The organism is Amycolatopsis sp. NPDC104819 (genome assembly GCF_055583145.1).
In genome coordinates this window covers 212,023-224,384 of the sequence record NZ_JBVJON010000005.1, presented here as the reverse complement: position 1 = coordinate 224,384, position 12,362 = coordinate 212,023, and the positions used below count along the sequence as shown (strand labels likewise).

Here is a 12,362-nt window from a genome sequence, read left to right as displayed (position 1 = left end):
CGCGACGGTGTTCCCGCCGGTCGAGCCCGAGGTGCCGGACTTGCCCGTCACCGCGTTGTTGTGGCTGGTGGCGGTTCCTGCGGCGGCCACTCCTGACCCGGCCTGGGCCTCGCCGGGGCGGTCGCTCGCCGCCCCGGCGACCGGTGATCAGCCCTGCGTGAGCAGGCCCTGCATCTCGGTGATCTCGGCCTGCTGGGCGTCGACGATCTTCTGGGCGAGCGCCTTGGCATCGGCGTTGCCGCCCTTGGCCAGCTCGGTCCTGGCCATGTCGACCGCGCCCTGGTGGTGCTTGATCATCATGTCCAGCCACATCTTGTCGAACTCGGTGCCCTTGGCGGCCTCGAGCTTCTTCATGTCGTCGGCGGACATCATCCCGGGCATCGACCCGCTCATGCCTGGCATCGGCTCGTGGGTCATGCCCGGCCTGCCGGACATCCCGGCGCCCCAGGTGGTCAGCCAGCTCTGCATCTGCTGGATCTCGGGATCCTGGGCCTTGGCGATCCGGCTCGCGAGGTCGATCACCTTCGGGTTCGCGCTGCGCGCCGGGACGAGCTTCGCCATGTCCAGCGCCTGGCTGTGGTGCGGAACCATCTGCTGGGCGAACGTGACGTCGTCGCCGTTGTGAGCACCGGCCGCCTGGGCGGAGGACGACGGAGCAGGAGCCGACGAGCTGTGGTCCGTCCCGGACAGGGAGTCGCTGCTGCTGCACGCGCCGAGAACCACGGCGGAGGCCAGCGTGATGCCGCTGATGATGACGTTTTTGCGCATGACAAATCTTTCTCTGTGGGGGTTTGTGCGAATCGACGGCCTGGGTGGGAGCCGGTCGATCAGGTGCGCAACACGCACAGAGAAGTCAGGATCTCGCGCCCGCGTCTGTCAGGTGGGCGGCCGCGGCCGGGTGGGCCGCGAGGGTCGGTTGCCGGTGTGAACGCCGTCGTGAGCCAGGAGATGCCGAGGAACGCGACGACGGTCAGCAGGAGCGCGCCGGCCGCGCACAGCACGGCCAGGCAGAGGTGAAGGACGTCGTGCATGCCACCCGGCATGCCCGGATCGTGTTCGCCGGAGCCGATACCCGGTGCGGCGACGGCCGCTTGCGAACCTGCGTCGGCCATGTCGTGCGGTGCCGAGACGCCGGCGCGCCCCGGCATGCCGGAGGCCAAGCCGACGTGGTGCATCGCGACGACGCACACGGCGAGCGCGCACAGCAGGACCACCCGCTGCACCTTGCCGAGGCCGGTTGCCGTCACGGCTTCACCGTAGCAACCGCGGATTCATCGTTCCGGTCACGTGACGATGACCCGGACGTAGCGGTCGAGCAGCTCGGCCGGCAGCGTGTCGATGGCGATGTCCACGATGATGGCCACGGTTTCGTGGCCTGGAGGTCGCCGGCCCACGATGTCGTCCGGCAGAACGATCGCGATGTCGCCGGGCCGGTCGTCGCGCCGGGTGAGGGTGACGCCGAGGTTTCCGAGGAACCCTTTGCCGAGCCGGACGAACTGCCGCGCGGTCGCCTCGTCCGCGACGATGATGTGCACGATGGCGGTCGGGCCGGCGTTGTTCGGTCTCAGTGCGCTGAGCGTGCCGCCGAGGACGAGCACGGCAGCCCGCTGTTGTTCGGGCGCCAGGGCCTGGAGGGGCGCGATGTCGCCGCGCGAGGCGGCGAGCGCGGCGACGGCGACCTCGTCGACATCGTCGTCGGTGGTCGTTTCCGCCACCCGGACGGCGGCCACCACGGCCCGGCGCCGGCCGACCAGCTCCTTGAGGAGGGCCACGGTGGTTCCGGTGGTGACATCGGCTGCGGTGGTCAGGCACAGCAGCACGGTGCGCGCCTGGTCGACGAGCCGGTCCGCCTCGGACGGGAGCCACCACCGCGCGAGCACGACGCCGTCGGCTTCGAAGGACACCGTCAGCGTTCCGTCCGCGTGCGTCGCGGTGAGCCCGGGCGGCACGGGAAGCGGGTCGAGGCTGCCGGTTTGCATGCCTGCCCGCAGGTAAAGGTCCAGGCTGCCCAGCCGCCAGCCGTCTTCGGTGGCGGCCAGCAGGGCGGCTTCGCACGTCGGGTTGACCATGCAGACCAGCAGGCCCGTCTCGGGAAACGCGAATCCGCCGGATCGCCAGCTCGGCGAAAGCGCGAACCGCGGCAGCTGCTCCACCGCTTCCCACCGGGAGGTCTGGCATCCGGCGTGGTGCAGGGTCGCCTCGGCGATCCCGTCGTGTTCGCTGACCACCAGTGCCGGGCGGCGTCGTCCCAGCGGCCGGTCGCAGGTCTGGCAGTCGACGATCCACAGGTTCGCGGTCAGTTCGGCCAGCAGCTCGTCACCGAGCCGCTCCCGGACCGGTCCGTCGACATGCACCCGCCGCGCCTGGCGAAGCCCCCGAGCCACCACGCACCACCTCCCGGATCATCGAAGCACAGAAAGCCGGCGACGTGCGCCCGGTGTTCCTGACCGTGGAGTTCGCCGATCGACGGGATGCGCTCCAAAGAGTGAGCCGGCGATAGAGCGTGACTGGAGCTTGCGGCGGACGATCTCGGCGATGCGCGAATCCCACGAAGTCAAGCAGTTCCGTCTCGGGCTGGTCGAACTGCTTCAGTGGGCCTTGAGACGCCGTCATCAGGCCGTGGCGCGTCGAGTGACGGGGCCGCGGCGGCTCCCGGCCGAACCGGTCAACGTCGGCAGAACATCGGTACACGCGGCCGCGTGGATTTCGAGATCCGCCGGCAACGCGATCGTCGTGTGCCGGAGCCCGGGTTGTGGCCCGCGCGCAGCGCTCAGGAACGGACCCGGTCCGCGGGCGCGCTCCAGCCGGTGGAGCGGATCCACTCGGCCAGGTCCCAGGTGGCGGGCTCGATCGCCCGCACTGCTGCGAGGTCCGACGGGTATTCGGACGCGTTGGCGAACTGGCGGAACATCGCCTTGTCGAGGTCGTTGTCGAGCACACTCAGTGGCAGGGCCTCGTAGCGCGCCGGGAGCCCGGCGTGTGCGCCGAACGCGGCGGCGATCCGGCTACCCGTCAGCTCGTCGCCGACGACCTCGACTGCTCCGCCCGGCACGTCCGCTGTGCCGAGCAGGATCGAGGCGGCGACCTGGCCGATGTCCTTGATCGAGATCATCTTCAGGGCGATGCCGTCCGGCAGTGGCAGCCTCAGCACGATCGTTCCGTCCTCCACACTCGGCGCCATCACGGTCGCGAAGTTCTCCATGAAGGCGGTCGGGCGAACCATCGTGGCCCGCAGGCCGGAAAGCTTCAGGTACTCCTCGATCCGGTGCTTCGAGTCGTGGTGCGGCACGCCCGTTTCGCGATCCGCCCCGAAAACCGAGTTGAACACGACGTGCGGCACGCGCGCCGCGGCCGCCGCATCGACGAGGGCGGTGCCCACTCGGACTTCCTCCTCGATCTCCTCGAGGCTGTTCGCCTCCGGGGTCATGAAAGAGAAGGCAGCAACCGACTCCAGCGCGGCGGTCGTTGACGCCGGGTCGTCGATCCGGATCGCCGACAGTTCGACGCCCCGGGCGGCCAGCGCTCGCGCCCGCTCGGACTCGGGGGAGCGGACGAGGGCCCGCACCCGCGCTGCTCGGGTGAGTAGCGCGTCGACGACCGCCCCGCCCTGCTGCCCTGTTCCACCGAAGACCGCGATCGTGCCGTTTTCCTGCATGTCGATGTCGCCCGCCTCTCATTGGTTCATGCCATGAACAATATTAGTTCATGGCATGAACTGATGGCAAGGTGTGCGGTGGTCAGGGCGAGGCGGACCCCGGGACGCCCGCCGCGTCCACGATGGCGGTGGCGACGCGTTCGAAGTCGCGCTGGTCGTCGGCGTCGAGGTTCTCCGCGATGTCGGGCAGGCGCTTGGTCGTCTCGGCGTAGATGGCTTCGGCGAGCACCTTCCCCGTGGGTGTCACGCCGAGCATGATGACCCGCCGGTCCTGCTCCGAGCTCGCCCGGCTGACCAGTTCGCGTCGCTCGGTGCGGTCGACGAGCTGGCTCAGCGCGTTCTTGGTCATGCCGAGTGAGGTGGCGAGGTAGGCCATCCGCTTCGGCTCGTCTTTGATCGCGCACAGCAGCGTGGCTTGCGAGGGGGTCAGGTCGTATTCGGCGCAGATCTGCGCGTACCTGCGCTGGATCAGGACCGAGAGCCAGAAGAGCTTGTCGCCGTAGTCCACGCCCACCTCCTGCCTTCCGGTGCTGAACGTCCAGCCTACCGGCCGCGGCCCGGCCCGCCCGACGTCCTGCAAGCTGTCGCCCGCCGCGAAAAGGCTCCCACCGCTACATCGGGAATTCCGCCCGGAAGGCAGCCGAGATCGGTTCGAGGTCGGCGACCAGACGGTCGAGATCGCCGGGGCTCAGCGCGTGGTACGGCGCCTCCGCGAGCCGGTCGGTCAGTGCTTCGACCCGTTCTTTCGTGGCCTGGCCGGCGGCGGTGAGCCAGCCGTCGGGTCCGACGAGGTCGCGGGCGCGCATGCCGTCGATGACCGCGTCCAGCTGCGTGGCGGGGAGGTGCCAGACGCGGCCGAAGTCCTTCGCGGGCATGTCGACAGATAGAGCGTGCAGCACGTGGGCTTCCGTGCCGCCGATGCCCTCGGTCAGCAAGGCGACGGTGTGGCCGTCACCGCGGTGCTCGCGCAGCAGCGTGGCAGCGTGCCACAGCCGCGCGACCGGCTCGTGCGGCGCCGGGAGCGCGCGCAGGGCGGCGTAGAGGGCGCGTCCCTCCACCGGTGCGCTGGCCGCCGCCTTCAGCAGGAGGTCGCCGGCGCGGGCGACGGCGGGGTCGTCCGCGAGGTCGCCGAGGATCCGCCGCATGCCCGTGACGCAGCCCCGTTCGCGGGCGGCCAGTGCCGCTTCGGGGGTCGTCAGGTCCCACACCCGGGGGAGGTGGCGGGCCACCTCCCCCGGGGCGAAGTTGTAGAAGATCGCGTGGACCACGTCGGCCGGCGCCGTCCGGCCGAACGGCGCGGCCCGTCCGGCGAAGTAGGCGTCCCACGGGTTGCGCAGTCCCAGCGCCAGCAGGGCCTCGTCCGCCTCGTCGGCGAAGTAGGGCACCAGGCCGATGGGCTCGACCAGGTCGTACATGCGGCGGGCGACGGGCTCCGGGTGCGACATCTCGTCTCCTGTGGGTTCCGGCGGCGCCCCTCGTGGCGGCCGCTCACCTCCTCCACGAACGGCTCACTCCCGATTCGACACCCGGCTTCCGCCCAATTTCAGGACGAGTTTGCCGCCGGCGCGCTGCGACTCGCTCACCTCGACGGCTTCGCGCCAGTCGTCGAGGGGGATGACGCGGGCGATCGGGATGCCGAAGCGCCCTTCGGCCGCGAGCCGGGCGCACTCCGCGACAACGTCGTGGCGACGGCCGGCAGGTCCCTCGCTGAACGCGTCGCGGGCGCCGAGCGCGCGGGCGGGCGCGAGGTTGCTGATGGTCAGGACGTGCCGGGGGTCGGTGACCGTGCGGAGGAGCTCGGGAATGGTGGCGTCATCGGGTGGGGAGACGTCGAGGACGAGGTCGACGGGGCCCTGCGCCAGCTCGCGCACCCGTTCGGCCATACCCGAGCCGTAGGGCGTGACTTCGGCTCCGGTGGCGCGCAGGGCTTCGGCGTGGGTGGGGCCCGCGGTGGTGATCACCCGCGCCCCGGACCGGCGGGCGAGCTGCACGGCGGCGAAGCCGGTGGTGGCGCCGCCTCCGCTGACGAGCAGGGTCGTGCCGGCGGTGACACCGAGCAGGTCCAGGCCGAGCTGCGCGGTCTCCACAGCCATGGGAAGCGCGACGGCGGCAGCCGGTTCGAGTGCGAGTGGCCGCCGGAACCAGACGTCGAGCACCGCGTGGTCGGAGGCGCCGGCGGTCGGTCCTGTGAACGGAGCGGGCCCGAACACCGCGTCGCCGAGCCGGACCCCGGTCACGTCCTCGCCGAGCGCGTCGACCGTGCCGGCGACCTCGAGCCCGACCCCGCGAGGCAGGTCGCCGGGGTAGAGGCCGCGGCACAAGGCCAGGTCGGCGGGGTTGACGGTGCAGACCTCCACGGCGACCCGGATCTGCCCCGGTGCCGGTCGTGGCGGCTCGGCTTCCTCGAGCCGAAGGACGTCGAGGGGGTCGCCGGTGTGGTGGAAACGCAGGGTGCGCATGGCGGTCTCCCGAGGTGATCGACGTAATGACAGCAGATGCTGTCGTCACTCGACGGTAGCACGGTGATGACAGCATCTGCTGTCGCTATGCTGAGGGCATGGCTCGGTGGGAGGGCAACACTCGTCAGCGGCTCGAGCGCGCCGCGTTGGACCTGTTCCGCGACCAGGGGTACGACCGCACGACGGTCGCGCAGATCGCCCGGCACGCGGGGCTGACCGAGCGATCGTTCTACCGCTGGTTCACCGACAAGCGCGAGGTGCTGTTCGCCGGCGACGAGCTGCAGGCGTGTCTGGAAGCGGGCATCGAAGCGGTGCCCGCCGGAACCCCCGCGCTCGCGACGCTGATGGCCGCGTTCACCGCGGTGCCGGAAGTGCTGCGCCCACGCGAACTGCTGATCGAGCTGCGCACCGTCGTCGCGGACAACCCGCCACTGCGGGAACGCAGCCTGATCAAGGAAGCGGTCTTGTCCGAGGCGACCGCCGCCGCACTACGCCGCCACGGCCACGACGACCACACCGCGCGCCTGGCCACGGCCCTGGGCATGGCGATCCTGGCGTCGGCCACCGGACGATGGGTCCTCGGCGACGATGCCGACTTCGGCGCCCTGCTGGCCGACAGCGCCGCCGACCTGCTCGCGGTGGCCGCCGACCTGCCGGCATCAGGCAAAGCGAAGTAGCCGGATGTCCTGTCAGTGAAGATCCAGAAGCGTCTCGAAGCGCGCCGCGAGTACGTCGTCCATCTCGCCGTCGATGAGCATGCTGAGGGTTCCGCCGTCATGGTCGCGTGCGATCCGGAGCGTGAGCACCGGTGCTCCTGCCACCGGGTACTCGAACCACGTGCCGGGCCGGAGGTCGGCCTCGGTGTTCGGGACACCGGCTCGGAGGGCGCCGTCGTCGAGCTCGCTCCAGCTGTAGCCGACGAGCCCGGCGATGTACTCGACGACCTTGGCCAGGTTGTCCTCGAAGATCCAGCCGCCTACCTGCATACAAGGATCATCCACGGCGCGACCGGCGCGAAGGTGGTTGGCGCGTGATCGATATGGCCGTGCGCGGCGACGGCGGCAACGTCGTCGCTCGGGCCGAGGGCGGGCTGGAATGGACCGCTGCCTTCGCGGAGCTGGACCCGGCCGAATTCCCGATGCTGTGGGCTCTGACACCGTACGGGGACGCGGTGTTCAACCAGCGCTCCGCGTCCTCGAGAGGCCGCCCAGTGACCCCCTCCGCGCCGCAGCTGTTCGGGCAGCCCGGTCATCCATCAAGACGCAACCTTCGGAGAAAACTGCGTGAAGCAGGGTCGTCGAGTGCGAGCTTCGTCAGCTCCCTGACCGTTTCCCGGTAGCGCGAGACCAGAGGCTCGCCGGTCAGGTAATGGATCATGTGGTGATGCCGAAGCGCTACGGTCGCGCGCCGCTCGTGATCTTCGAAGATGGTGAACGGTTCTATCGTGTCGATTGCCATGGCCGTCGCGGGCACGACGTGGACCGTGATGCGGTTTCGCCTGACCAGATCTTCGATGTGGTGTAGCTGTTCGCCGAACTCGGACCGTGAGCAGTGCTCGCGTCGGAACGCGCTCTCGTGCACGAAGAAGGTGTTGGTCCGGCCGGTGGTCTTCAGGCACTCCTGGCGAATCTGCCGCTGGAAGATCTCGACGTCCAGCAGGCCCTGGTCGATGATCTCGGTTGTCTTGGTCGCGCGCGTGTATGCGGACGTCTGGAGCAGGTCGGGCACCAGGTGCGGTGACCACTCGACGGTCTTCCGGGCGACTTGCTCGTATGTCCACAGTAGAGGCTCTGCCGAGGAGTCAAGCTGCTCGACGAGTTCGTCGGAGTTTCTCTGCTGGACAAAGCCCATGATCCGCAGATACTCGTCCGGGGCGACCTGAAGGTATCCGAGGATGTGTGCCGCCAGTTCCGGTGAGGGAGCCCGGGTGCCGGTTTCCACGTTCGACATGGTCTGCGCGCTGACCCCCAGCCGCACCGCAAGCTGCCGCAGGCTGATATCGCGCGTGATGCGAGCGCTGCGCAGGCTGCTGCTGACAGCGAGAAGCGCGGGTGAATGGGGGGATTTCAAGGTCACTTCGTCTCCTGGGCTACTTCAGGTCTGAGGGCCGATACTCGAGGGGAAGCCATTGCCGGTTCCAGGGCGGCGGCGCCGAGCAGAACCGTGTGGTGGCCGGATCGGCGTCGCTCGAGTTGTGCGACGTTCTCGATTGTGGGAATGCGCTTTCCCGTTTCCCGCAATGACAGGAGCCGAGCGGAGACTCCCGGTTCGCGCGCCGCCTTGCGCAGACTGGTCATGCGCATCCTCGTTCCCGGCCGCGGGACGCCGCGATGATGCCCGCCTCGGTGTCGTCCGCGTGGGAGCGGAGCACGTCGAGCAGTTCGTCTTCGATGATGTCGGCGACCTCGTGTTGTTCGTCCGCTGTCGCGGTGCCGTCCCGAAGCTGTGCGACGAGCAGGAGCATCCGCCACTGCGCGGCTTCGAGGGCGTCGACGAGATGCTGGGTTTCGAGCGGCATGTCAGCTCCGGTGACCGGGTGGTTCGAACCGGAGAGCCGGCGCAGTCCGACGAGAACCCGGTTGAGGTGGGCGTAGTCCGGATGCTCGACGATGCGCAGGTCGTGTTCGTCCGGCCAGCGGATTTCTGGTGACGCCACGGTGCTGCACCCTTCGTCGGAGACGCCGCCACCACGAGACGCCGCGAGGTTCCCGGCGGCAGCCGGTTCGCACGGCTCCGCGGCAGCGTCCGCACGTGCCGCGCGGGGCTTCGGTCATCGGCGCGGCCGGGAAGCAGGCGCCGCAGATCCCGCGGTACCGGCCACGGGACTGCATTCCGGCGGTGAAAGCCGTTTCGGTGACGAGGTGGTTGGTGCCGGTCGTTGCTTCGGTCACCCAGAACAGGTGCCGGCGGCTCGGAGGTGCGGTGGCCATCGTGAATCTCCGCGGTCGGGCTCGTTCGACGGAAGTGGGCACCCGGCCGGTGCGCTGGATCGGGGCAAGCGCACCGGCCGGGCTGATCAGGGGGCGGCCTTCGCCGCGAGTGGTGGCCGTTCATCTCCGGTCGCCGGGAAGTTCGCGCGCCAGGATCGTCTCGGCGTGGCTGACGAGCTCGGCCATCGCCTGCCGGGGGACGAGCGCGAGCCCGCCGTCGGCGATCTGGACGGCGCGCATCAGGCCTCCGGTCGTGTCGACGACACCGAGGGTGACCTGGGTCACCGAGCCGGTCAGCGTGCGCGCGGGGACGATCAGCGGTACTCCGTGCCATCGGTGTCCTCGCATGTCCGCCTCCCCGCTACGCTGTCAGGGCCGTGAGCTGCGCGCTGACAGTGCTACCGAATGTTGGTAGCAAGTGTCAGCGCTGGCAGCGGGGCTGCGCAATGACCTGATCGGGTGACGTCTGCGGCCTGCTCGACCTGCATTAGCATGTGCTGCATGGCTGGTAGCACTTCGAGGCGCCGATGAACCTCGGCGACGCGCTGAAGAGCGAGCGGACGGCGCGAAGTATTTCGCTGCGCAAGCTGGCCGTGCTCATCGGACGCAAGGAGTCGGACTCCGGACTGATCTCCCGGTGGGAGAGCAACGAGCGCACGCCGAAGCCGGAAGACGTCGCGTCGATCGTCGAGGCGCTCGGCATCGAGGACGACGCTGCCGCCGAGCTGATGGCGCTGGCCACCACTGTCGAGCAAGGCGGCCGCTGGCACGCCGTGACGGTGGCTGAGCGGCGGCAGCAGATGAACGCGCTGCTGGCCGCGGAGCGGACGGCGACGACAGTCACGCACCTGGCGCCGCTCCTGATTCCCGGCGTTCTCCAGACCAGCGCGGTCATCCGCGCCATCATGATCGATGCCGAGGTTCCGGCGGACGAGATCGACGAGCGTGTGGCGATCCGGATCGGCCGACGCGACCTCATCACCCGAAAATCGCCTGCGACGCTCGAAGTGGTGCTCGGCGAAGCGGCGATCCGCCACGTCATCGGCGGTCGTGACGCCTGGGTGGAGCAGCTGACCTATCTCACGGAGATGATCGAGCTGCCGAACGTCAAGGTGCGGATCATCCCGTTCGAAGCCGGATGGACGCCGCTTCTGACGGGTTCGTTCATCCTGTTCGACTCGGATCAGGCGCCGTCGATGATCAATCTCGAACTGCATCGCGGCGGCCTCATGCTTTATGCCGAAGAGGACGTTGCTGTGTACCGGCAGAAGGCCGAGGCGGCGCGAGACAAGGCGATGAGCAAGGAGAAGAGCCTCGAGCTCATCTCGAAGGTGAAGAACGAACTGTTGGAGGCGACGCGATGACGAACTCGACCGGCTGGTTCAAGTCGAGCTGGAGCTCGGAAACCGCGGACTGCGTCGAGGTCCGGCTCGGTGACGAGGTCGGGGTGCGTGACTCGAAGGCGCCGTCCGACGGGCAGCTCCTGGTCGGCCAAGGTGCTTGGGACGCGTTCCTCGGACGTGTCGCGGCGAGCTGAACTCTGCTGCCGCGACGCCGGCTGTCGAAAGGCCGAAATGGCGTGGCCGCTGAGAGAGCGAGTCACGTCCCGGCCTGCCCGGCCGCCGGCGACGCCGCTGTTGATCGCGATCTTCAACGGGTACCTCGAGATCGAGCGGTGGCTCTCGGAGTTGCATGAGGACTATGCCGAGTCGTCGGTGTCCTCGAATTTGTGCTGTCCACGCCGGAAGGGGGAGCGGGCGAAGCAGGTGTCCTGGTTCCCGCACCTGCGATCCGGGCGGACCGTATCGCGCTGGGTGCCGTCACCGGATCGTCGCCGATGAACGACTGAAGCCCTGTCCCTCCGGGGAGGAACAGGGCTTCAGACCCGCAAAAACAGGTGGTGCGCGATACTGGGATTGAACCAGTGACCTCTTCCGTGTCAGGGAAGCGCTCTCCCGCTGAGCTAATCGCGCGAGGTGGAGACGGGATTCGAACCCGTGTACACGGCTTTGCAGGCCGTTGCCTCGCCTCTCGGCCACTCCACCGTGCCAGGCCTCGAGAGCCTACCGAGCGGATGACGGGATTCGAACCCGCGACCCTCACCTTGGCAAGGTGATGCGCTACCAGCTGCGCTACATCCGCACTCCGCAGCTCCGGGTGTTCGAACCCCCGTCGCCGTGGTGTGGGAAAACCATATCGGACCCCGAAAACGGCTTCGACACCGGGGTGTCACTCAGCCGTTGCGGGCTCGTCATCAGGCCAGATCGTGCGGGATGAGGTGGGTGAGCGCGTCGTCGACGTCGACCCACAGGTGCTCGTTGCCCGGGAGGACCACGTCGTACGTGCGGTCGAGGAAGTCGGCGAGCTCCTGGGCCGACGCCTCGAACATGGCGTGCCCGGAGGGCGAGTTCAGCTCGATCAGCACGGACTCGGGGTCCTCGACCGAAGGGCGGATGCGGACGTCCCCGTCACCCGCGTCGGCCAGGAGGCCGTCCGCGAGGAGGTCACGCGCGTACACCCACTCGACCCAGCCGGCGCGGCCGGTGCGGAAGGCGGCGACGACCGCGTACGGGTCGCGTGTGTCGTAGCGCAGCTCCACCTTCACCGGAACCGCGGGAGTCCGCGGCGCCAGCAGGTCGAAGACCGCCGTCGAGCGGAGCGTCACGTGATCGTTGCGCATCGTCCTACCCTTCGTCTCCCTTCCCGGCCCGGCCCGGCCGAGGGCGTCACCACTGGGACGCATCGGGAGGCCCGATCCGTCGCGGATGCGCCACAGATCACCCGTACGGACTCATGGCCCCCGTCTGTCACCCCGTGATCACCCGCGGCGCGCAGCAGACCGGCGTGCCCCGCGGGACCCACGCCTCCATACTGCGCGGTTTAGTCGCCGGGCGATAGCACCGTCGCACGGATGTCGAACGTGGTGTCGGGCGGCCCCCGGCCACCACAACCCCGGCTAGCTCGGGGTTGTTCGTTCCGTACTCGCCGGTAAGCGGAGTGTGGTCGGCGAGGACCACCCGTTTGCAGGCGTCCTGAAGTAGTGCGCTACAGTTGTCCGAACACCCCGAGCGGGCGATTAGCTCAGGGGGAGAGCGCTTCGTTCACACCGAAGAGGTCACTGGTTCGATCCCAGTATCGCCCACGAGCTTCGTAGGAGAGCCCTGTTTGCGGAATGCGCAAACAGGGCTCTTCTCGTTGTGTCCTGGGGGGGGGGAGACCCCCCCCCCCCCCCCCACCCCCCCCCCCCCCCCCCCCCCCCCCCGCCCCCCTCCCCCCCCCCCCCCCCCACCCCCCCCCCCCCCCCCCCCCCCCACCCAA

General features: G+C 69.3%; 16 protein-coding genes and 4 tRNA genes. 4 read left to right on the top strand and 16 right to left on the bottom strand.

Annotated elements, in window-relative coordinates; all coding sequences use genetic code 11:
- Positions 1 to 147: 147 nt before the first annotated feature.
- The 7 genes from ACZ63E_RS17265 to ACZ63E_RS17235 form a co-directional block, all read right to left on the bottom strand.
- Positions 148 to 768: a DUF305 domain-containing protein gene (locus tag ACZ63E_RS17265; RefSeq protein ID WP_465336971.1), complete on the bottom strand. Its 621-nt coding sequence runs from the start codon at positions 766 to 768 to the stop codon at positions 148 to 150.
- 59 nt (positions 769 to 827) lie between these two features.
- Positions 828 to 1,247: a DUF6153 family protein gene (locus ACZ63E_RS17260; RefSeq protein WP_465336969.1), complete on the bottom strand. Its 420-nt coding sequence runs from the start codon at positions 1,245 to 1,247 to the stop codon at positions 828 to 830.
- A 36-nt stretch (positions 1,248 to 1,283) separates the two neighbouring features.
- The gene (locus tag ACZ63E_RS17255; protein ID WP_465336967.1) at positions 1,284 to 2,384 is read right to left on the bottom strand and encodes a hypothetical protein; all 1,101 of its coding nucleotides are present in this window, start codon (positions 2,382 to 2,384) and stop codon (positions 1,284 to 1,286) included.
- 386 nt (positions 2,385 to 2,770) lie between these two features.
- Complete coding sequence (locus ACZ63E_RS17250; RefSeq protein ID WP_465336965.1) at positions 2,771 to 3,655, bottom strand: NmrA/HSCARG family protein; 885 nt, start codon at positions 3,653 to 3,655, stop codon at positions 2,771 to 2,773.
- Positions 3,656 to 3,737: 82 nt separating this feature from the next.
- Positions 3,738 to 4,163 carry a MarR family winged helix-turn-helix transcriptional regulator gene (locus tag ACZ63E_RS17245; RefSeq protein WP_465336964.1) on the bottom strand — a complete coding sequence of 142 codons (426 nt, stop codon included), beginning with the start codon at positions 4,161 to 4,163 and terminating at the stop codon, positions 3,738 to 3,740.
- Between the two features lie 103 nt (positions 4,164 to 4,266).
- Complete coding sequence (locus tag ACZ63E_RS17240) at positions 4,267 to 5,100, bottom strand: SCO6745 family protein (protein WP_465336962.1); 834 nt, start codon at positions 5,098 to 5,100, stop codon at positions 4,267 to 4,269.
- Between the two features lie 63 nt (positions 5,101 to 5,163).
- Positions 5,164 to 6,114: an NADP-dependent oxidoreductase gene (locus ACZ63E_RS17235; protein WP_465336961.1), complete on the bottom strand. Its 951-nt coding sequence runs from the start codon at positions 6,112 to 6,114 to the stop codon at positions 5,164 to 5,166.
- Between the two features lie 98 nt (positions 6,115 to 6,212).
- Between ACZ63E_RS17235 and ACZ63E_RS17230 the strand changes: the two genes are divergently transcribed.
- Positions 6,213 to 6,791, top strand: a complete 579-nt coding sequence (locus ACZ63E_RS17230) for a TetR/AcrR family transcriptional regulator (protein ID WP_465336959.1) — start codon at positions 6,213 to 6,215, stop codon at positions 6,789 to 6,791.
- 12 nt (positions 6,792 to 6,803) lie between these two features.
- Here the strand turns inward: ACZ63E_RS17230 and ACZ63E_RS17225 are convergent, their stop codons facing one another.
- The 5 genes from ACZ63E_RS17225 to ACZ63E_RS17205 form a co-directional block, all read right to left on the bottom strand.
- On the bottom strand, positions 6,804 to 7,100 hold the full coding sequence (locus ACZ63E_RS17225) for a hypothetical protein (protein WP_465336958.1): 297 nt from the start codon (positions 7,098 to 7,100) through the stop codon (positions 6,804 to 6,806).
- Between the two features lie 262 nt (positions 7,101 to 7,362).
- Positions 7,363 to 8,190: a helix-turn-helix domain-containing protein gene (locus ACZ63E_RS17220; RefSeq protein ID WP_465336956.1), complete on the bottom strand. Its 828-nt coding sequence runs from the start codon at positions 8,188 to 8,190 to the stop codon at positions 7,363 to 7,365.
- Positions 8,187 to 8,411, bottom strand: a complete 225-nt coding sequence (locus tag ACZ63E_RS17215) for a hypothetical protein (RefSeq protein WP_465336955.1) — start codon at positions 8,409 to 8,411, stop codon at positions 8,187 to 8,189. The genes ACZ63E_RS17220 and ACZ63E_RS17215 overlap by 4 nt, the downstream gene beginning before the upstream one ends.
- Positions 8,408 to 8,770 carry a hypothetical protein gene (locus tag ACZ63E_RS17210; protein ID WP_465336953.1) on the bottom strand — a complete coding sequence of 121 codons (363 nt, stop codon included), beginning with the start codon at positions 8,768 to 8,770 and terminating at the stop codon, positions 8,408 to 8,410. Before ACZ63E_RS17210 ends, ACZ63E_RS17215 begins: the two co-directional genes overlap by 4 nt.
- Positions 8,771 to 9,164: 394 nt before the next feature.
- On the bottom strand, positions 9,165 to 9,392 hold the full coding sequence (locus ACZ63E_RS17205; RefSeq protein ID WP_465336951.1) for a hypothetical protein: 228 nt from the start codon (positions 9,390 to 9,392) through the stop codon (positions 9,165 to 9,167).
- Positions 9,393 to 9,571: 179 nt separating this feature from the next.
- On the opposite strand from ACZ63E_RS17205, the gene ACZ63E_RS17200 reads away from it, so the two are divergent.
- Both ACZ63E_RS17200 and ACZ63E_RS17195 read left to right on the top strand, forming a co-directional pair.
- Positions 9,572 to 10,408: a helix-turn-helix domain-containing protein gene (locus tag ACZ63E_RS17200; protein WP_465336949.1), complete on the top strand. Its 837-nt coding sequence runs from the start codon at positions 9,572 to 9,574 to the stop codon at positions 10,406 to 10,408.
- Entirely contained in the window at positions 10,405 to 10,581 is a 177-nt protein-coding gene (locus ACZ63E_RS17195; protein WP_465336947.1) for a DUF397 domain-containing protein, read from the top strand. Before ACZ63E_RS17200 ends, ACZ63E_RS17195 begins: the two co-directional genes overlap by 4 nt.
- A 361-nt stretch (positions 10,582 to 10,942) precedes the next feature.
- On the opposite strand, the gene ACZ63E_RS17190 is transcribed toward ACZ63E_RS17195, so the two are convergent.
- From ACZ63E_RS17190 to ACZ63E_RS17175, 4 genes are all read right to left on the bottom strand, one after another.
- Positions 10,943 to 11,017, bottom strand: a tRNA-Val gene (locus tag ACZ63E_RS17190).
- 1 nt (position 11,018) lies between these two features.
- Positions 11,019 to 11,089 (bottom strand) — tRNA-Cys (locus ACZ63E_RS17185).
- Positions 11,090 to 11,113: 24 nt separating this feature from the next.
- Positions 11,114 to 11,186, bottom strand: a tRNA-Gly gene (locus ACZ63E_RS17180).
- A gap of 112 nt (positions 11,187 to 11,298) precedes the next feature.
- Positions 11,299 to 11,724 (bottom strand): SsgA family sporulation/cell division regulator, encoded by a 426-nt coding sequence (locus ACZ63E_RS17175; protein WP_033293569.1) that lies wholly within the window; start codon positions 11,722 to 11,724, stop codon positions 11,299 to 11,301.
- Positions 11,725 to 12,114: 390 nt separating this feature from the next.
- On the opposite strand from ACZ63E_RS17175, the gene ACZ63E_RS17170 reads away from it, so the two are divergent.
- A tRNA-Val gene (locus tag ACZ63E_RS17170) sits at positions 12,115 to 12,186 on the top strand.
- Positions 12,187 to 12,362: the final 176 nt, after the last annotated feature.

Excerpts from the sequence above, each read along its gene's own strand:
- ACZ63E_RS17265 (WP_465336971.1), bottom strand. The coding sequence starts at position 768 with ATGCGCAAAAACGTCATCATCAGCGGCATCACGCTGGCCTCCGCCGTG.
- ACZ63E_RS17250 (WP_465336965.1), bottom strand. The coding sequence starts at position 3,655 with ATGCAGGAAAACGGCACGATCGCGGTCTTCGGTGGAACAGGGCAGCAG.
- ACZ63E_RS17240 (WP_465336962.1), bottom strand. The coding sequence starts at position 5,100 with ATGTCGCACCCGGAGCCCGTCGCCCGCCGCATGTACGACCTGGTCGAG.
- ACZ63E_RS17235 (WP_465336961.1), bottom strand. The coding sequence starts at position 6,114 with ATGCGCACCCTGCGTTTCCACCACACCGGCGACCCCCTCGACGTCCTT.
- ACZ63E_RS17230 (WP_465336959.1), top strand. The coding sequence starts at position 6,213 with ATGGCTCGGTGGGAGGGCAACACTCGTCAGCGGCTCGAGCGCGCCGCG.
- ACZ63E_RS17225 (WP_465336958.1), bottom strand. The coding sequence starts at position 7,100 with ATGCAGGTAGGCGGCTGGATCTTCGAGGACAACCTGGCCAAGGTCGTC.
- ACZ63E_RS17215 (WP_465336955.1), bottom strand. The coding sequence starts at position 8,411 with ATGACCAGTCTGCGCAAGGCGGCGCGCGAACCGGGAGTCTCCGCTCGG.
- ACZ63E_RS17205 (WP_465336951.1), bottom strand. The coding sequence starts at position 9,392 with ATGCGAGGACACCGATGGCACGGAGTACCGCTGATCGTCCCCGCGCGC.
- ACZ63E_RS17200 (WP_465336949.1), top strand. The coding sequence starts at position 9,572 with ATGAACCTCGGCGACGCGCTGAAGAGCGAGCGGACGGCGCGAAGTATT.
- ACZ63E_RS17195 (WP_465336947.1), top strand. The coding sequence starts at position 10,405 with ATGACGAACTCGACCGGCTGGTTCAAGTCGAGCTGGAGCTCGGAAACC.
- ACZ63E_RS17175 (WP_033293569.1), bottom strand. The coding sequence starts at position 11,724 with ATGCGCAACGATCACGTGACGCTCCGCTCGACGGCGGTCTTCGACCTG.